Annotated in this window: 17 protein-coding genes; 4 read left to right on the top strand and 13 right to left on the bottom strand. The window is 39.5% G+C overall.

Annotated elements, in window-relative coordinates; translation table 11 throughout:
• Position 1: 1 nt before the first annotated feature.
• From MHH86_RS14825 to MHH86_RS14800, 6 genes are all read right to left on the bottom strand, one after another.
• Positions 2-508: a sigma-70 family RNA polymerase sigma factor gene (locus tag MHH86_RS14825; RefSeq protein WP_038570883.1), complete on the bottom strand. Its 507-nt coding sequence runs from the start codon at positions 506-508 to the stop codon at positions 2-4.
• A gap of 90 nt (positions 509-598) precedes the next feature.
• A complete protein-coding gene (locus MHH86_RS14820; RefSeq protein ID WP_342479760.1) occupies positions 599-2,464 on the bottom strand; it encodes an acyltransferase family protein in 1,866 nt (621 codons plus the stop codon).
• Between the two features lie 171 nt (positions 2,465-2,635).
• Positions 2,636-3,706 carry a stalk domain-containing protein gene (locus MHH86_RS14815; RefSeq protein WP_052097024.1) on the bottom strand — a complete coding sequence of 357 codons (1,071 nt, stop codon included), beginning with the start codon at positions 3,704-3,706 and terminating at the stop codon, positions 2,636-2,638.
• Positions 3,707-3,778: 72 nt separating this feature from the next.
• Positions 3,779-4,237: an NUDIX hydrolase gene (locus MHH86_RS14810; RefSeq protein ID WP_342479784.1), complete on the bottom strand. Its 459-nt coding sequence runs from the start codon at positions 4,235-4,237 to the stop codon at positions 3,779-3,781.
• Between the two features lie 40 nt (positions 4,238-4,277).
• On the bottom strand, positions 4,278-6,077 hold the full coding sequence (locus MHH86_RS14805) for a peptidase (RefSeq protein WP_342479759.1): 1,800 nt from the start codon (positions 6,075-6,077) through the stop codon (positions 4,278-4,280).
• A 2-nt stretch (positions 6,078-6,079) separates the two neighbouring features.
• Positions 6,080-7,141 carry a MoxR family ATPase gene (locus MHH86_RS14800; RefSeq protein WP_036678009.1) on the bottom strand — a complete coding sequence of 354 codons (1,062 nt, stop codon included), beginning with the start codon at positions 7,139-7,141 and terminating at the stop codon, positions 6,080-6,082.
• A 257-nt stretch (positions 7,142-7,398) separates the two neighbouring features.
• Between MHH86_RS14800 and MHH86_RS14795 the strand changes: the two genes are divergently transcribed.
• Together MHH86_RS14795 and MHH86_RS14790 are read left to right on the top strand one after the other, a co-directional pair.
• The gene (locus tag MHH86_RS14795; RefSeq protein WP_036678010.1) at positions 7,399-7,827 is read left to right on the top strand and encodes a MarR family transcriptional regulator; all 429 of its coding nucleotides are present in this window, start codon (positions 7,399-7,401) and stop codon (positions 7,825-7,827) included.
• Between the two features lie 29 nt (positions 7,828-7,856).
• Positions 7,857-9,491: an MDR family MFS transporter gene (locus MHH86_RS14790; RefSeq protein ID WP_076179850.1), complete on the top strand. Its 1,635-nt coding sequence runs from the start codon at positions 7,857-7,859 to the stop codon at positions 9,489-9,491.
• Between the two features lie 91 nt (positions 9,492-9,582).
• Here MHH86_RS14790 and MHH86_RS14785 read toward each other — a convergent pair whose 3' ends face one another.
• Positions 9,583-10,134: a YdhK family protein gene (locus tag MHH86_RS14785; RefSeq protein WP_076179849.1), complete on the bottom strand. Its 552-nt coding sequence runs from the start codon at positions 10,132-10,134 to the stop codon at positions 9,583-9,585.
• Positions 10,135-10,357: 223 nt separating this feature from the next.
• On the opposite strand from MHH86_RS14785, the gene sleB reads away from it, so the two are divergent.
• A complete protein-coding gene (gene sleB, locus MHH86_RS14780; protein WP_235219404.1) occupies positions 10,358-10,951 on the top strand; it encodes a spore cortex-lytic enzyme in 594 nt (197 codons plus the stop codon).
• A gap of 47 nt (positions 10,952-10,998) precedes the next feature.
• Here sleB and MHH86_RS14775 read toward each other — a convergent pair whose 3' ends face one another.
• Both MHH86_RS14775 and MHH86_RS14770 read right to left on the bottom strand, forming a co-directional pair.
• Positions 10,999-11,838 carry a GNAT family N-acetyltransferase gene (locus MHH86_RS14775; protein WP_340940145.1) on the bottom strand — a complete coding sequence of 280 codons (840 nt, stop codon included), beginning with the start codon at positions 11,836-11,838 and terminating at the stop codon, positions 10,999-11,001.
• 20 nt (positions 11,839-11,858) lie between these two features.
• Positions 11,859-12,410, bottom strand: a complete 552-nt coding sequence (locus tag MHH86_RS14770) for a GNAT family N-acetyltransferase (protein WP_036678025.1) — start codon at positions 12,408-12,410, stop codon at positions 11,859-11,861.
• Positions 12,411-12,814: 404 nt separating this feature from the next.
• Between MHH86_RS14770 and MHH86_RS14765 the strand changes: the two genes are divergently transcribed.
• Positions 12,815-13,618, top strand: a complete 804-nt coding sequence (locus MHH86_RS14765) for a DUF2935 domain-containing protein (protein ID WP_036678028.1) — start codon at positions 12,815-12,817, stop codon at positions 13,616-13,618.
• A gap of 384 nt (positions 13,619-14,002) precedes the next feature.
• Here the strand turns inward: MHH86_RS14765 and MHH86_RS14760 are convergent, their stop codons facing one another.
• The 4 genes from MHH86_RS14760 to MHH86_RS14745 all read right to left on the bottom strand — a co-directional run bounded on the left by MHH86_RS14760 (position 14,003) and on the right by MHH86_RS14745 (position 19,280).
• Positions 14,003-14,269, bottom strand: a complete 267-nt coding sequence (locus MHH86_RS14760; RefSeq protein WP_038570858.1) for a CD3324 family protein — start codon at positions 14,267-14,269, stop codon at positions 14,003-14,005.
• A gap of 188 nt (positions 14,270-14,457) precedes the next feature.
• Positions 14,458-15,852, bottom strand: a complete 1,395-nt coding sequence (locus tag MHH86_RS14755; RefSeq protein ID WP_342479758.1) for a protoporphyrinogen oxidase — start codon at positions 15,850-15,852, stop codon at positions 14,458-14,460.
• 144 nt (positions 15,853-15,996) lie between these two features.
• Complete coding sequence (locus MHH86_RS14750; RefSeq protein ID WP_342479757.1) at positions 15,997-18,600, bottom strand: FtsX-like permease family protein; 2,604 nt, start codon at positions 18,598-18,600, stop codon at positions 15,997-15,999.
• Positions 18,597-19,280 carry an ABC transporter ATP-binding protein gene (locus MHH86_RS14745; protein WP_036678042.1) on the bottom strand — a complete coding sequence of 228 codons (684 nt, stop codon included), beginning with the start codon at positions 19,278-19,280 and terminating at the stop codon, positions 18,597-18,599. Before MHH86_RS14745 ends, MHH86_RS14750 begins: the two co-directional genes overlap by 4 nt.
• Positions 19,281-19,288 lie beyond the last annotated feature (8 nt).

Raw genomic sequence — 19,288 nt, 5'->3', positions numbered from 1 at the left:
CTTACTTTATCTCCTTTAAGGCTTCATCATTCAGCTTCACTCGCAATAACTGAAGGGCCTGATACAGCCTTGTCTTTATTGTATTGGTGTTCTCATTAAGAACTTCAGCCACTTCATTAATCTTCATATCCTCAAAATATCTAAGCACGATCACACTTCGGTATTTCGCCGGCAGCTCTTCCAGTGTTCTTTTCAAATCCATATCTGTATAGTTATCCTCAACAGCCGGACTATAGGTTTCTATTATCTCTGGCTCCATCGTCTGAACCTTCTTGTTTCTGCGCAAAAAGTCTAAAGAGGTATTCACGACAATCCTGTAAAACCAGCTTTTCACGGCATCGTGATCCTTTAGCAAATCCATTCGTGTCATCGCTTTATAAATAGAATCCTGCACAATGTCGAGGGCATCCTCTTTGTTTTTCACATAACTGTAAGCAAGCCGGTATACATTTTCTTTGTTTTCTTTGATACATCGCGTCAATATTTTCTCGGTTTTCCTATTCAACATGGTCGATTATCCTTCTCTGTTTGTGATCTGGTGTTGTAACAGGAGTAAGACGTTTGGTGAGTATAAAAAAGTTTGGAGATTCCAAATAAATTATTTATTTTCTTTTTCCAAAGCTTTAATTAGAATTGATGCATAATACTTGGCACCCTCACGTTTCAGATGAACACCATCTTTGTAGAAGTAGTCGTCTTTTCCTTCACTAGCTGAGTACCAGTCTACTATGGTCGTATTCCTGAATTCACTGGAAACTTTTGAAAGGGTGGAATTCACAGTCTGCTCCCACTTTCTCGGCACACGTGTATTGACCAAAATAATCTGCTCCGCATCGCTTAACGAGTTTAATAGTTTACGTAATTGCTTGGAGTTAAAAGCTCCATTCGTCCCCAGCTCTATGATCATCCGCTTCCCTAACCGTCCTTGTGCTCTAAGCTGATCAACCACCTCCTGTGCCTGCATCATCTGTCTGCCGACCTTTCCATCGATAACAATACCAGGGAGACTTTCTACCAAAAATGGTGCCGCATCCAAAATGACAGAATCGCCAATGGCCGTAATATTCTTTCCGGTTTGATTTTTTTCGGTTACCGCTATGTTTCTTTCTGGTTCAGCTTGTTTCTCTTCAGTGTCAGGTTTTTGCTTCTCAACATCCGTCGTATCTTTTTCTACGGGTGGTGCCAATGAGTTGTGATCTATTGGATCTTGCGCTGTTCCCTCTTGCTGTACATTCTGCTTATCTGCAACTTCGATTGTAGGCGTGTCAGATTCAGCATTGGATAAATATCCATTGCAGGCAATCGGAATAAGAATCAAAAAGATCATGGTCATAAGAAAGACTGGGCGGTAGCTGCGGCGTTGTTTCGCACTCCAATGGTTCCAAATGTTTCTTAATGATTTCCGCCGGAGCGGCTCCTCCACATATTTGTATGATAAGGCTGCCAGTAGAAAACTTCCTGCTAACTGAAGGATAATACGAAGCACGCCGCTCTCATCTGGATTCCCATTAGGGCTGGTAAGAATAATTACGGGATAATGCCAAAGGTATAAGCTATATGAACGTACACCTATCCATCGCAAAGGTTTGCAGCCTATTTTCCGGCCAAGAGAACTGGCAGGATGAGCAAGCACGGCAATCACTACTGCAGTAATGATAGAGATGATCAAAAATCCACCACGATATAGTGATTCATCAAATTCGTTAATCCGGTAAACTAGCACCATTAATACCAGCAGTCCCAGAGCACCAATGATATCAAACATATAACGAGATCTTTCTGTGACTGTATTTTTAAGTTTCTGACTAGGCCATGCAACGGCAAGCGCCGCTCCAACTAGAAGTGCAAATATGCGAGTATCTGTTCCATAATAGACCCTGCTTGGATCTGTGCCCGGTACATAGAACATAGCCATGGCTAAAGCTGAGACAGCAGCACAAGCCAGAATCCAGGCAGTAAGTTTACCTCGACGAGGTATGATCTTTAGTCCTAATACGAGCAGCAGCGGCCATAGAATATAAAACTGTTCTTCAATAGAAAGTGACCATAAATGTCCGATCGGTGAAGGAGGTCCAAAGCTTTCGAAGTACGAAACATCATGAAATATTAACCACCAGTTATTAACGTAAAATAGTGATGACATGAAATCTCCTGTCAGCCCATTTAATCTCGTGGGATCTATGATTAAGAGCCATAAGGTGACAACGATCAGCATGACTATCGTCGCCGGCAGCAACCTCCGTGCTCTACGTATCCAAAAGTCCAGAAGGTCCAATCTTCGATGACGCTCCCATTGGTTAATGATTTGGTCTGTGATGAGATAACCCGAGATCACAAAAAAGATTCCCACTCCCAGCAGTCCACCCCCAGCCCATTTCAAATTCAAATGATAGGCTATAACAGCGAGTACAGAAAAAGCTCTTAGTCCATCAATTCCAGGCATATAACGCTTGTTGTCATTCATTCTGTTTCAGTCCTTACCCTTAATTTGTTGTTCATAGGCAGGACGCAGGAGTAGCACAAAAAGTTCTTTTAACTGGCTATTCTGTTATCAAAAGTAAAAAAACACCCGCGCAAGAATTACCCTGCGGGATGTTTTTAAAAAATCTAACTACTTTCACAAACTTCTAAAAGGTTATTTCTGAACTTCAACCTGTAGAATTTCTGATACGAATTGAACAGGTACATAGGTTTTGTTATCTTGTAGAACAGGTGCAGCACCTAAAGCTTTAGGAGTCATTTTTGCGAAGAAGTATGAATCTTTGTTAAGCGTAACACTTGTCCACTGTGCACCTTTCATCAATTCAGCGGTTTTGGTAGACTGATTCCATTTCAATTCATAGTTTAGTTGACTGGCCACATCACGAAGCGATACCATGAGCACGCCTTTCTTATTCGTGAAAGTAGCTACTTTTTTCAAATCTAGCTTGGTTGTATCCGTTGAACTATGATTTAAGCTGAACCGAAACTCTGGTGAACCTACATAACCTGGTGCAATGCTGTATTTAGGGAATACGATTACTAAGTTACCTTTATCGATATAGAACGACTGCTCAGTTGAAGTTCCTGTGTACTCTTCTAAGAAATACTTATCTGAATCCTTTTTAATTTCTGCCAGAATGTCTGCATCGAGCTTCTCTTTGTAGTTAGCGCCCAGTAGATCCGTTAGTGTAACAGGTTCTGCCTCAGCTATATTTTTCACATTATAAGTATCGATCCGCGGCATGCTTGTTCCACCTTCAGAACCTTCAGTAGTAACAGTCAAGGAGATAACGCCTGCTGGAGAACCTGTTCCATCTGATTTCAGATCATAAGTAATGTAAAGAGTATAAGGATGAAATTCCATTTGATCAGCCTGTGCTTTTTTGCCCATTTCTGCAGCGTCTTTCTCCCACTGTGCCAGATCCTTTTCAGCATGAGAGAGGATAATATCGTTCAGTTCATCTTGATAATGAGTATCCAGCATTCCTGTTAGCTGAGGTACTTTTAAATCTGCAATCAGGTATTTACTTGTTGTGTTAAGTACTTTTTCTTGTACTTTAATGCCAGCAAGGGCTGGTATCTTGGACGGTAAAGCCGCAGAAACATTAGCTGTTACTTGTGTGGAAACCATAGCATGAACCGGTAAAGAAGCTGCACTCACTCCCATAATGGCTACACATCCCACTGCACTCATTTTAAATAGATTTTTTGTTCTTTTGTTCATATCTCGTCATCCTCCATCTCTATTTATAAGTGCCTTCCGATGACACTCATTAGCTAGGACGCAGGAGGACCTCTAAAAAGTTTGCTGGTTTTCTAATTTAAATATAATTTCTTCAACTTCTGTACCCCGTAACTCTACGTAAAAAGGCTGTACCTCATCATTTAGACAATACTCCAGCCGCAGTCTGAGGTTTTTCCATGTGACCATTTCTAATGCTTGTTCTATCGAGAAAAACCCAACTTCTAAGCTCTCGGAACTAGTAGCAGGTTCGCCGCCGATGGCATTCCCTAGAAATAGGTTAGTACAAATAGATCGATCAACATTTTGAAAAACTCCGCAGAACTTATTAATCTCTATATCAATGCCCGATTCTTCTTTGGCTTCCCTGATTGCTGCTTCTATAAGGGACTCCTCCTCTTCAACCTGTCCGCCTGGCATCTCCCAGCCTCTGCGTGGACCTTTTATTAATAAGATTTCTTCTTGATCATTGAATACAACTGTAGCTGCTGAAAGAATATGTTTGGGGGGGATTCATATCCATTGTTACCTCGCTCTAAATTTATTCTAAGCCCTAATTAATTCTGAATACAGGTCCTTTGGGTGAGAAAGGCAAGTCATTACCCTTGGGCAAAATATAAGCATGGTCTCTTTTAAGGATCAGCTTGTCACAATAACCATCTGTAATAATTAGAAGCGGTCCTTTTTTCGGGAAATCCTCAGCTTGTTGAATCAAATCAATAGCTGGTTGTAAGATCGTTCCCCCTCTTCCCTTCACTTGTACCCGATCCGCGATAGCCTCGGGGGGCATGTAACCTGCATCATAAGGACAAGCATCACAAAAGATAATCCGTGCAAAAGGAACATCACGAGCCTGCGCATAACTTGAAATAGCCCCTAATGCTTTGGCCAGAAGTTTTTTATCCATTGAGCCTGAGGTATCTAAAATAACTCCAAAAGTACGGCCATCATCTGCAGCACCGCTATGAACCCACTGTGGTCGAGGGATATCAGGCGTAGAAGATTGACGTCTGCTAATTCGTGAATAAGATCTGGTCTTCTCAAGCGGTGAAAAATAATGATCAAACCACCGTGCAAGCTCTACATCCCATTTAATAGGTGGCTGGCCCAGCGCTCTAATCTCTTCAACTAGGCCTGATGGCAAAAGACCGCGACTTTGCTCTTCATGATACATAAGTCCCTGTTGCATAGCATTTTTACAGAAATCATCTAACGTTTGTCCTTCTCTCGCATCCCAAAAACTTGATGAACCGTTATCTAAAATGTCACCGAGTCCATTCCCTCTCAAGGTTGCCAGTTTCTTATAAGTGCGGATATCTCCGACCATACGATCATAAATCGTTTCAGCAGATAAACCTTTAAGCTCAGGATCTAATAAGAGTCCAATTCGCGGATACTCCCCTACACTCATTTCCACTAGCCATAAATTTATAACGTAGTCACAAGCCACATTCCAAAGATAATGATCCCGGCCAAGACATCGCTCGTGATGCTGAAGCCCCGCATGCAGAAGCTCATGCGCCATCACGAAAATACACTCCTCATCGTTTAGTCCAGCTGCAGGGTTCATGAATATTTTGCGATCAATAACGTCAATGGCAGCTATGGAAATATCTAATCGCCGACATATCGCTGGATCTTCTATAATCTCAAAGCCGGCGGCAAGCGCTCCTAATAAAGGATATCTGTCCATAAACCATCGTTTTGCCCGTTGTGGAGCTGTTAAAGAAAGTGCAGGGTCACTAATAGTATTAGCATGTCCTCCAGCAACACTTACTGCATTCGTCACAGCATTAGATAACCCATAAGTAAAATAGGCTTCCCAATCCGGTGCTTTTCCCCAGTATCTTTTGGTGGCATCTCTAACATTCATATCCAGTTTTGAAACACCCGCAGTCCCAAAATATCTGGAGTTGTCCGGAATTCCTTTTATCATAAACTGCTCGTAAAGCTGTTGTTCATCTTTAATTGTAAGATCAATTCGCGACTCCATATCTGCGGGTATTTTCCCAAGCTTCAAGTCATTTAAAAACTTTGCTATGTACACATCACATGCAACGTTCCACGCCACTTGATTCTCTTTAATCTTTAAATGTCCAAGACCTAAATGAAGAAAACAATGTGCCAAAACGTACATCCATTCAGCAACCTCGCCACGCCGTTTAGGATGAGTGTAAATATAACCGTTATTAGTGACAATTGCCCAGCCGTCTTCAGGATAGGGACTATTTTCATTATGGATAATCGAAGCTCGAACAGATAACGGCGCAAAAATAGGATGATCCGCGATTAACGAACATGCTTCATTAAAATTTTTCAAAGCGGGATTATCTGGAGTTGTTTTTTTAGCCATATTTACCCCCGCTCTTTTATTGCAAGACGTGGTAAATCACGTACAATTTCAACCATTAACCAATCTGGAATATTATCACTTTGCTCCTGCTTAGCAACTACTAGCTGTGCAATTTCAAAGCTAATGACGGACAGGTCTTTAATCAGCTTTTTAACCGTATGTGCAAATTGGCGATGTCCATCTCGTACGTTATCTTTAATCGGAGGGAGTTCTTTGATAATCTGGGCACGCAAGGATTGCGCCAGAAAATACAGGAGATCCCGATCTTCTGGAGCCGTTGGAAATGAGGATTTACCATCTATAATTTGATTAAGTTCATATTTTCCAGTTAGATTTTTATAAAAAGCCCTGAATTGTGTGGCGTGAGAAGGTGTCAGTGAACCATTCGCTAAAATCCCCACGGTATCCACATTTATATCATCGCCAAACTCATGTAGTGCATCACTAAGCATATGCCAAGAGCGTGGCGTGGAGAAAGGCTCTTCAGTCTTTGGAGGTGCACTCCACAAATGATCGGGACGCAATTCCAGATATTCAATAACCATAGGATGAATGCTATGCTCATATGCCCAAGAGATCCAATTCTGAAACGATACATTTAACTGTATATGGAACATCCGATTGATAAGCGCGGAGGACATAGGTTTAACAATTGCACTATCTTGTGCACGGTTACCAGCTCCTATTACTATAGAGCCCTCAGGTAGGTGATAATCGCCGATGCGGCGTTCGTGGATGAGACTATAAAAAGCTTTTTGCACCTCTTGAGAACAGGCATTAAGCTCGTCTAGGAACAAACAATATGGTTCATCCCGAGCAATCATTTTTGGAGGACAGAATTGGCTCTTACCGTTAACGATTTGCGGGACTCCAATGATGTCTTCAGGTGCTAATTGAGAACCTAATAGTGACACACAAGGAAGACCCACCTGATCAGCAAAAGCTTCTACTAGCGAAGATTTCCCAATACCAGGCGCCCCCCAGATAAAAACAGGGCGAATCACAGAAACGTTTAGAAGTACTTGCATAAGTTGAATAGGTGTTACAGGAGTTGCTAGATTCAAATAAATGCTCCTTTTTAATGAAATAATAATAAAGATAACTATACACAGTATAACAAATAATTCATTAGCTCAGGAACGAACTTCAACAACAACACTCTATTTCATTCGAAAAAAACAAACCTTTTCTTGACGAGATATAAAAAAGGATGATATATTGTTTCACGCTTTAATAATTAAGTAGTTAATCATTTAGTTGTTATCTAAAATTTAATGGAATTACTTATTCCGCCCTATTTCATAACTTTAGGAGGCGTGATTTGGCTAATAATGAAGATTTTCTTCAGATTTCTACTATGTTCAAATCCTTTTTAAAAGGAATCTCCCAAGATTGGAACAAACAAGACTACCCCTTAAATATTACACAGTTCAAAACCCTCAGGACTTTATCTAAGAACGGTCCACAAAACGTATCACAGATTGCTGCAGCTCTGGGTATTACCTCAGCAGCAATTACAGGCGTAACAGACCAATTAATCGCTGAAGATTACGTAAATAAGGAACGCGCCAAAGATGATCGAAGGGTTGTCCACATCACCATTACGCAGAAAGGAGAAGCAACGATTAAAGAGGTGCAGGAACGCCATCAAGAACTTATGGAATCTTACTTTAAGATACTGCCCGATGAGGATATTGAGCATTTAAGAAGAATTTTCGCAGTAATAATTTCTGATTTAGACAAGAGATAAAATTTAAAAAGTGGCGGGGAAACAATCGAATGGAACATTTATCCAGCAAACGAAAACTTAGTATTATGATAGCAATAATGGCTGCAATGCTGTTCGCAGCGATTAATCAGACAATTACAAGTACTGCTATGCCGCGTATAATCGCAATTCTTGATGGCATGGATTACTATACTTGGACTATTAACATTTATTTATTAACATCAACAATAGCAACCGTTCTTGTCGGTAAGTTATCTGATATGTTCGGACGTAAACCCTTTCTATTAGCAGGTATTCTCTTATTTATGGTTGGGGCTTTTCTGACAGGTACATCTTCCGATGTTTATCAATTTATCATTTACCGTGGGATTCAAGGGGTAGGTGCAGGTATTATTCAATCCACCGCATTTACTGCCGTAGGTGACTTATTCCCTCCGCGTGAACGTGGTAAATGGATGGGGTTGATGATGGCAGTATTCGGCTTCTCCAGTGTGCTTGGACCAACGCTTGGAGGCTTTTTGATTGACAATATGGATTGGCATTGGCTGTTCTGGATCTTCCTACCGCTTGGTGTAGTAGCCTTCGTGATGATTCTTACCTTATTTCCTAAAGGCAAACGCGGGGAGTCAACCAGCATCGACTATTTAGGTTCCTTGCTAATGACAACTACCATAGTGCCTCTACTGCTTGCCTTCACCTGGGCAGGTACAGAATATGATTGGGGTTCTTCGCAAATTCTCGGCCTGTTGGCGGGAACGGTCGTTTCGGCACTTCTCTTTATTTTGGTCGAATCCAAAGCTAAAAATCCAATTCTTCCGCTTCATCTATTTAAGAATAGCGTAGTTACCATATCTAATATTATTGGTTTTATTATGAACTTCGGTATGATGGGAGCTATGATCTATCTTTCCTTCTTCGTACAAGGTGTTCTGGGGATCTCCGCGACATATGCAGGGTATGTTACTATGCCAATGTCGATCGTTATGGTTGTAGCCAGTGCCCTTACCGGACAAAAGATGGCGAAAAAAGGGAAGTATAAACGTTACGCATTAATTGGAATACCCATTATGATTGCTGGTATGACAATTATGGTATTTATGAATAATGTACCGATGGCTGTCCTAAGTATGATTGTGTTTGGTCTTGGGTTAGGATTGGGAATGCCAGTATTCTCACTAGCTACTCAAAATGCGGTTTCACACACCGAACTGGGTGTAGTAACGGCCTCCTCACAATTATTCCGTAATTTAGGCGGTACGATCGGTATCGCAGTCATGGGTACCGTTATGTCAAATAGTCTTACCAAAAACTTGAAGGAAGCTCTGCAATCGTCATCAGCACCGGATTTCACACAGATAGATCCAAAACTTGCTGAGCAAATGCTCTCCTTCGCTAATCCACAGGCATTAATGAACAAACCATTGCTTGAACAGACTCAAGCTAGTCTGCCAACCGATGTACAGCCTATCTTCTTACAAATGATTGAGGGGATCCGTGACGCTTTAGGACAGACATTGTCATCCGTGTTCTTAACCGGGACCATTGTGCTTGTTGTAGCTTTCGTGCTTGTCTTCTTCCTGAAGGAGCTTCCACTTCGTACTTCTAACCAAATGCCAGTTCCTGAAGAAGCTGAACAGGACCCGTCAAACATGAAATCTTCAAAACTTGCAGTGGATAAAACCTAACCGCAAATTACTTTGAAGCTGACTATAAAACAACAAAAACTGCAACGTACTCATGCGTAACTGAGTAAGTTGCAGTTTTTGTGTTGATCTATTATTTTACAGGTGAAAGCTCATCTTCTGTTACCCACTTATGATTTTTCACTTCATCTCCACCCGTAGTAGGTTTGTAATTAATCATATAGACAATGGTTTTTTCTGCGGAGTTAATCTGAGCCGTTGCACCCTTCATATCCTTCATATGATCAGATTCCATAATAACCTCTGAGCCTGGTTGATAGGATATATCATCTGCTTCTTTTATTTCTTCATGAATAATCCACTTATGATTTGTGACCGGCTGACCTCCTGTAGTAGGTCTATAGGAAACATTATATGCTGTCGTCTCATAAGCTCCCACAATTGTCGCAATGGCTCCCTTCATCCCTTCCATATGGTCAGTTTGGATCACAGCTTCACTTCCTACTTTGTAAGTAGGATTCTCCGCTACCCGCAGATCTTTTGGAACTTCACCTGAACTTGAATGTGAGTTATGTTCCATTTGTGTATCGTTAGAAGACATTTGATTGCCATAGCTATTGTCATTACTACAAGCACTTAAGCTGAAAGCAACTGCGACGACTAGTAGAAATAATTGCTTTTTCATATAAAAGACCTCCGAAATTTTATCTGCCTATAAGTATTATTTTACCCATTTCAGAAAATCACAAACGGAACTAAGGATTCACAGTTTGTAAAACAGTAATTTATTTTCCATTAAATGAGTGTTGTCTCAATGATTAAACTATATTTATAATGTTTTCTGAAAGGAGGCTACTATAATGAAGACTAAAATATTCACTTTGTTGCTTCTTTTGGGTCTGGTGAGCATGGCTACTATGATCGGTTCTGCTAATGCAGCTCCGGTATTAACCATAGGAAGTTCTTCAGGAGATGTATGGGATCTACAATATAGATTAAAAACCCTTGATTTCTACACTGAGCCCTTAGATGGGGTATACGGATCACAAACGAAAGCAGCGGTTGCTAGATTTCAAAAGGCCTATGGAATAAGCGCTGATGGAATTTCGGGGACAAAAACTTGGAATATTTTAAAAAAACACACGCTTAATATTAATGAAATGGATATTTTGGCTAAAGTTATCTACAGTGAGTCTCGCGGTGAGCCTTATGTTGGACAAGTTGCAGTGGGTGCAGTAGTCATGAATCGTATACAATCAAGTCAATTTCCAAATAATATTAAAGAAGTTGTATTCCAAAAAGGAGCTTTCACAGCCGTATCTGACGGTCAGTATTGGCTTACACCAAATCAGACAGCTTATTTAGCTGCTCTTGATGCTGTTCGGGGTTGGGATCCCACAAACCATTCAATCTATTATTTCAATCCGGATACAGCAACAAGTGCATGGATCTGGTCACGTCCGCAAAACTTAAAAATTGGTAAGCATATATTTGCAAGTTAAACGCATCAAATAGCTAAGATCAACAAAAGCCGATCTAACTATGATAGTTAGATCGGCTCTTCAATTCCAAGCACTAAAGCCATATTAATCTGCCCTACTTCGTCCTTATGGTTATACCCCAATTTATTATAGATTCTGATCGCATTTCGATTTTCTTTATCTGCTGCTAGAAAACTCCGCTTAGCACCATTGTTATTCCCCCAGCGTATACCTTCAACAGCTAACTTATGTCCGATACCTTGGTTATGATATTTCGGATCTACAGCTAATTCTCTAATCCATAACACAGGTCCCATTTCATTTTCAAATCCGTAGATGTTCAATAAACATACTCCAACAATGCTTTTATTCAATTCTGCTACAAGAATACAAGAATGATCCGATTCATTCCATGTTTGTATGAAATCCAACTCTTCACCATAGAAACCTCTTGAAAGATTTATACATGCTTTGGTGATCATACTAACCTGTAAATAGTCTTTAGGCTCAATGTTTCTTATGAATGGTGATTCTGCTTGATCGGTGATCTTCTTTGAGATATCCTCATTCCAGAAATCAATAAATTGACTAACTACCTTGAACCCCAAAGACTCCATAACTGGCATGAGATCTGGATGTATAAATTCGATATACATTCTATGAGTTCCACCCACAGGTAATTGAATAAACTTACTGGTCAGATCTATTAGTGCAGTCCTAAATAATTCTGTAGACTCGGCAGCCCAGTGAATATTATGACCCTCATCAACCGATTTACATAATATAAACACACCAGGTTCATCAATAAGAATATCCTCAGGCGCCTGTAGTTCCAGCTCTTCAACATCCAAATATTGCAAAGAACTATACTTATAAGCTTTCGCTTTTAGGAATGAATTCTTAAACATAACTTCGAAATAATCCCCTTTTATGGATTCGATAATTTTGATTGGTTACTAAATGTAAAAATCATCTTTAATTCATCATCATATGACTTCCCGCATTCCTCTAAATAACTATCACCAGTGTATTCTTTTAAAGTTTTCCTCCAAAAATGCTGTGCTCTCCCATTTGTGCCCGTGGGATTTGTTTGCAACTCCCAGTTACCCAAATGAAGCTTAAAGACTTCCTTAGCTGCATATTCAGCAATTCCCTTACCACGGAAGGGCCGTAGAATAAAAAATTCATTCAAATAGAATTCACAAGCAGACGGTGTGTAAGGCGGTGTAGCAACTAATGCAAACCCTACTGGAATATCATTTTCTTTTATTAAATAAGGATACAAAACGCCAGCTTTCTCCCACCAAATGTCGAAGACTTTATTCTGTTCCTTCAGTGTCTGTGTCTCGTCCTCCTCGAATACCCCGTATTGATTAGGAATCGTCCCCCATATTTCTGATAGATCGTGTAAGTATAGTGGGTAGAGGTTGTTAATAATAAACTTCGAGGCACTATCAGTTAAGGTTATTGTGATATTCATATCGTTACCTTCCTACCTTCTATCGAATTTTCGAATATATTAATGGAGATCACTCAAATAACATTCTGTATCATTATCTTTTGTATACTCTGTAAGTACTTTCCGTTAAAATATTATGGCAGAATAACTTTTTATCTTCAACGGTTCAGGAACAAACTTAATCTCCATCATCCCCCACAATTTCTTCTCAATAATTACTTCTTTTCTCAGTATAATTACGACCTCGCTCTAGTTATATGCCATATTCGATTAGAATTAATTTTTATATAATGTCACCATTTATATTTGATAATTAAGTTAAGCGTACCTGTACTTCTATATACTCGACTCGCCTTAACTTCTGCGGATATAGTACAAACCTCTAGCATATTATAATTGTATAAAAATGGGAGGTGTGCTCAGATATGCCGGATCCTTTTGTTTCGAGATCTCTAGATGAAATACGATTCTGGTCACGAATCATGAAAGAACACTCTTTTTTTCTTAAATTAGGGTTTCGTTGTGAAGACACGCAACTAATTAATGAAGCAAACCATTTCTATGCCACATTCGAAGCCATAGAGAATAGATCACTCGGATTTACTGTGGATTCTGATCCAGCAGTAATACGGAAGTTTAATGAGGAAGTTCATAGTGCAGCTTCACATATCTGGGCGTTCAAAAGAAAAATACTAGGTCTAATTCTACAATGTAAGCTTCCAGGCGGAACGAACTTCCCCTTATTAGTGGATCATGTCAGTAGGGAAGCCAACTATTTTCGAAATCGACTGGAAGAACTGAATCAGGGTAGGTTAGATCCTTTACCAGACGCAATTATTAATGAAAATGTATTCTTCCTACGTATAATGGCAGACCATGCTAAATTCATTGGTCATTTATTGGACCCCTCTGAACGTCAACTTGTTGAACAAGCAAGAAATTTCAGCCATGACTTTGATGTTTTGCTGTATCAAGCTATTGATCTTAGCTCCATGCGTCCTCAATCCCAAACCAAACCCCTGCTCAGTCAGCAACTTGACGAGAATAAAGTCTCAGTTAAATCTCTCCGTGACTTTAAGAAAACGGCACGAGATCTTATTGAGGAATGTCGAATAAAGAGCATCATCCATCCATTGCTTGCGGATCATGTATTCCGAGAAGCAGAACGATTCCTGTATATAATTGATGCATTTGAAGCCTCTTTGAATATGAATAAACAAATCGTATAGCATTACATATTTAATGGATAGGGCGACAACTTGTATCAAAAAATACAGGTTGTCGCCCTATCTATCTTTATATTTGACTTCATTTAATTCAGTAATCCATTCCCAATCGATGTATAGAGATTTAAGCACAAAAAGTAGTTGGTATTTGAGAAAAAACACTTTATAGTAAAACTCAGGGAGGAATAGTAAGTTTATGGAATACGGGATTGCTACCAGTAAATACAAAATCAATAGATAAGGATGATTGAAAATGAAAAGGTTTGGTCGATATTTGATACTATGCACTATGGTTATTGCTCTATTATGGTATTTAAGATTAAATTATAATCAAATTCCAAAAACCACGTCAGAGTTTCCTCTAACGTGGTTTTTTTGGATGATAAGCTATTTTTTTGAATAAACAATTTTCTTGATACTATCTCTAGAAAGGCAATATTCATCTGAAAGCTGGTCAACCGTTGCACCAACAGCAAATCTTAGACAGATTTCGATATTTCTAGATCTTAAGTATTTTCTGCTCCCTGATTTTTCGCCCCACTTTACATGTGATTCTTCAGGCTTAGGGATATAAACCATACCACCGTTGATATATTTCTGAATTTCCTCTAATAATTCTTTTGGGAAAATCGTATCTGCATTTACATATTTCATAATCGCTCTGCTCCTTAAACTTTTTAATGAGTTTGAAGGTAGCAAAGTCTATTCTGTAAACAACCCATGCACACTGCACTAGCGGTAAACTCAATTTTTCGCTCTATACAAACAACCGCCGTTGTTTATAAGTCTAGACTTTGCATAGAGCTGATCGCTAATCTTCTCACGATTGTACACCCTCCTTTTTATTGTGTAGTTACTTGTTCCAAAATACGCTCAGCTGTCTTTTCTCCATTCGCAATACAATCCGGAATACCAACTCCATAATAAGAGCATCCGGCAAGGATAACATTAGGATACCTATCTGTCATCTTCTTCTCTAAGGATACTACAATTTGATGATGAAGTTTATGGTAATTTGGCATTACATCATGCCATTTGGTCACATCATAGGTAGCTGGCTGTCCTGTTATCCCGAGACTGGTCTGTATATCTTTCAAAGCCACCTTCAATAGTTCCTCTTCAGATAGCTTGATCAACGAATCATAATGAGGGTTTGAGCTCTTATAAAAGAGTCTGACAAGCAAACGCTGTTGTCCTGACGTATGCTCCCACTTGCGACTTGTCCACGTACACGCATTACATAGAACATCATCGCTGTTGGCAGTGATGAACCCTGTGCCATTCGCAGGCAACTGACTATCAGGGATATTAAATCCTAAATATACACTAATCATTGAACTATTATATAACTGATTGAAATCTTCATTTAGTTCTTCGTCTTGAAGTAGCGCTTGTGCAGTAGAATGCATCGTTCCAAGTACGACAACATCGGAGTCTATGATTCGTCCATCTGCCAAAGTTACCCGGTACTGCTCTCCACGTTTCTCAATTCTCTCGGCACGAATCCCTTTGATGATCTCCGAATTAGAAAGATGTTCTTCCATAGAATCGATCAAGGCAGATACACCTCCCTTGAATGACATGAACTTCTTATCGCCATTTCCTTGAAATTTGGCTTTATTAGCGGATAAACCCTGAATAATACTGCCGTATTCATTCTTATAATCAATCAAATAAGGCAGCGTTGAGGCTATTGTAAGTTCGCTTAGCTTCCCGGAATATACACCTGAAAGAACCGGTGAAATTTGCTTCTCGACAAGTTCTTTTCCAAAGAATGCTTCTAGAAAATCACCCACGGAATCGTTTTTCGTAAACTTATTATTGGGAGTGTAGAAATCTTTGAGTGCTTCAACCTTTCCTTCAGCTGAGATCAGTTCTGTTGTAGCAAGCGACTCCATACTGAGCGGAATGCCAAAGACTGCATCTTTAGGAATTTGCTTCAGTTTACCTTCTGTATAAATAAAGGATATTCCTGTCGCGTTATATACAACCTCATTTTGTATACCCAACTCTTCAATCAGAGGTGCAACATTCGTTTTACGGGTGACAATAGAATCTGCCCCAGACTCCATAATGAAGTCTTCTTGTTTTAGTGTTCTGATTTTGCCTCCCAGTCTATCGCTGGCTTCAACCAAAATGATTTTTACATCTAGCTTGTTATGCTCTATAGATTTCTGTAAATAGTAAGCGGTAGACAATCCAGTAATTCCCCCGCCAATCACGACAACTGTTCTCAATTCGTTGACACCTACCTCGTGGTTATAATCTGTATCAATTCAATTGTGTACATTATATCATAGGAATTTATAAGAATTTACATCCCAACGTGTCAGATATGACACAAAAAAGCCGCGTTAAACGCGGCAATGATGGGCTAATAATTATATATTTTCCTGTTTTAATGCATCAATAATGTTCTCTTTTTTCACTTTTGAGCTTGAATATAACATGGCTGCGCTAACGATGATAAATACAGCCGCTATGACACACAAGATACTCATCCACGGAAGTGTGAATCCATAAGAGAAGCTATTCATCATTGATCTATAGATCAAGTACATAATAACTATACTAATCGGAAGCCCATAAAGTAATGACTTTATTCCATAAAAAACACTTTCGTAATTAATCATTTTATTAAAACCATTTGGCGTCATCCCTACAGACTTCAGCATCGCAAACTCTCTTTTTCGAAGGGATATGCTAGTTGATATCGTATTGAAAATGTTCGCAATCGATATTAAAGTAATTAAAGCAATAAAACCATAGGTGAAAATAGACATTAACATGATCATCTGCTCACTATTTTGTCTATTTTGATACACATTTTGAACATAGATATTACGCTCTTTCATTTCCTCTATGGCTTGCTGTGTCGCTAATGGGTCTGTGCTGTTCAAGTTAAGCCGACTTTGAATATCTTTACTCATCGTATCATTTGTTAGTTTATCGAAGACTTGTTCAGAGACGATGATGTTTATTCCACCAACCATTGCTGAATGTACACCCATGGGACGTTTATCAGTTAGAGCGGCAATTTTTACGGGTAATAAATCCGTCTCTTTTTTTGTATCCCAATCCGTATAAAAAAGATCAAGCTTTTGGCCGACTTCAGAGTGAAAAGCTTTGGTCTCGACAATTTTTTTGGCTTTCTCATCCTCAAAAGTAACCGTATCATTCACAATAGCAGTCATCTGATCAAGCTTCGTTAGTTGTTCATAATTTGTGCCGACCGTTTCTGCATAGGTTTTCAAACTCTGTTCATTTAGTGCATAAATCTGAATGTAGTAAGGATATTTCCCGTTCTTTAGAACACTCTTATCCGCCTGCACAATCTCTTGCAATTCTTTCGCCATATTTTTTTCATCAATCCATGAACTCACACTAAGTTCCCTAGTCACATTATATTCCGTTATATTAGGTAATTTGGATATCGATTTCGTCAACCGATCCACTTTTTGAGCGTCCTCAGTCCCCATATATACTTGGATATCATAGTTCAACCCATCCTGTGAGAGTTCTACCGACCTTGTCATATTAGAAGTGAACGCTGATACAGATAAAAACAAAACGATACTAATGACAAGTGAGAACACGGTTGCTTGGTACCTGCGTTTATTTCTCTTTAAATTCTTCAAACCAATTTCTGCTTCAATACCAAACAATCTGCGCACGAACTTGGATGTTTTCACAGCTTTACCAGAGAGCCTAACATCGGTTGTTTGTCTGATCGCATCAATAGCCGAGATCTTTGAAGCCTTTCTGGCTGGAAGATAAGTGGATATAAAAATTGTCAGTATTGAAACTAAACAAGCGGTTAGTAGAGACAGAGGTGTAACAACTAACGTTAATTTTTCTGTTATGCCTAATACATCTTGAATCATTGAATTGATAAACATAAAAGTGATCCCGATGCCTGCTATTCCGCAAATGATCCCAATGGGGATACTAATTAAACCGATAATCATTCCTTCAAAAAACACTGAATTCTGCTTCTGCCACTTTGTAGCCCCTACGCTGGAGAGCATCCCTAAATGACGTGCACGCTCCGAGACAGAGATCGCAAAAGCATTATAGATTAATGAAACGGAACCAATGATAATCACAACCATAATGATCACTGACAATGAAAGAAGTGTGTTACGTAAGCCATCGTTATTCGTCACACCATAGTAGCGGAGCAGACTATTATTATAAGAGATCGACTCGATATTGTTTTCTTTTGCCAATTCCTCTGCATGCTTGTATATGGAGCTATCCACCTTGTTTAATACTACCGTCGCTGTGGTTTTTTCGGCTGCTCCAATCAAGCTTTCATCCACATAACTTAAGGCAGTATAGCCCGGAGACCATGTTGGTTCCCAAGTAGGACGCTTTATCACTCCCACAATCGTATAGTTCATTGTTTTTTTATGAATAATCTTTTCAAGCAGGGTGTCCTCTTCAGTCCGTAATCGTTCATTCTGAGATAGGGGTTGGCCACTATTTTCATCATCGCTAGTGACACGTTCACCAACATCAAGCGTTAAAGTTTCCCCCATCTTGTAAGTGACTTTTGCATTCTTTGCAATCTCCTCAGAAATGACTACTTCGTGGTTTGTCTTCGGGAGTCTACCTTCCAGCAGTTCAATCGGAAATTGTTTAAAACCAGCTGCATTATATTCCTTGATATACCAATAAGGTTTATTCTCATTCTTCCCACCCTCTAAAGGGGCGTAACCACGATCGTTGGAGATCACTAGTGCTTTTGTCGCATCATCTGTTTCTATCGCTTTGAGCTGAGCTTTAGTAACATTTCTATATTGGACATGCCATTCTCCATTTGTCGAGATACTTTGCTTCTTCATTAATTCCATAAAAGAAAAACCTAAGGTCGCGACAGCCGTTACCATAGCTACAGAAATAATGACTCCAATGATAGTAACCAATGTTCTTCGCTTATTCTGTTTCAAATGTCTTATAGTTAATTTGTTTACGATATTCACGGACGAATCACCTCATCTTTAGCGATCCTTCCATCTTCAATAGTAATGACCCGATCTGCTTGCAAGGCAATACGTTCATCGTGAGTAATAACAATAAGTGTTTGATTATACGTTTTATTAAACATTTTTAATAATTCAATAATTTCACTACTATTCTTGCTATCTAGATTACCAGTTGGCTCATCTGCCAGCATAATTGCAGGATTACTAATTAACGCTCTGCCTATGGATACCCGCTGCTGCTGTCCGCCTGATAGCTGATTCGGCAGATGTTTTAAACGATTGTCCAGATTCAACGCCTTCACGGTATCCGCAAACTGTTTCTTATCCACCTTATGCTGATCGAGCAGTAACGGTAGTGTGATATTCTCTTCGACCGTCAACACCGGTATGAGATTATAGAACTGATAAATCAGACCAATTTGTCTGCGTCTAAAGATCGCCAGTTGTGTTTCATTCAAATCGTAAATATCCGTGTTATCTACAAATACTTTGCCGCTTGTCGGTCTATCCACTCCACCTAATAAATGCAAAATGGTTGATTTTCCTGAGCCGGATGGTCCGATAATCGCTACGAATTCACCTTTTTTAATTGAAAACGATACGTCATCCAGAGCCTTTACTGCAGTCTCGCCTTTACCATATGTTTTAGACAGATGTTCAATCTTTAAAATATCCATTGTTAGAC

Source organism: Paenibacillus sp. FSL F4-0097 (genome assembly GCF_038593125.1).
In the GTDB taxonomy this organism is placed as follows: domain Bacteria; phylum Bacillota; class Bacilli; order Paenibacillales; family Paenibacillaceae; genus Paenibacillus_AQ; species Paenibacillus_AQ odorifer.
Note: the sequence above shows the minus strand (reverse complement) of the source record. Positions and strands in the feature narration are given on the sequence as shown.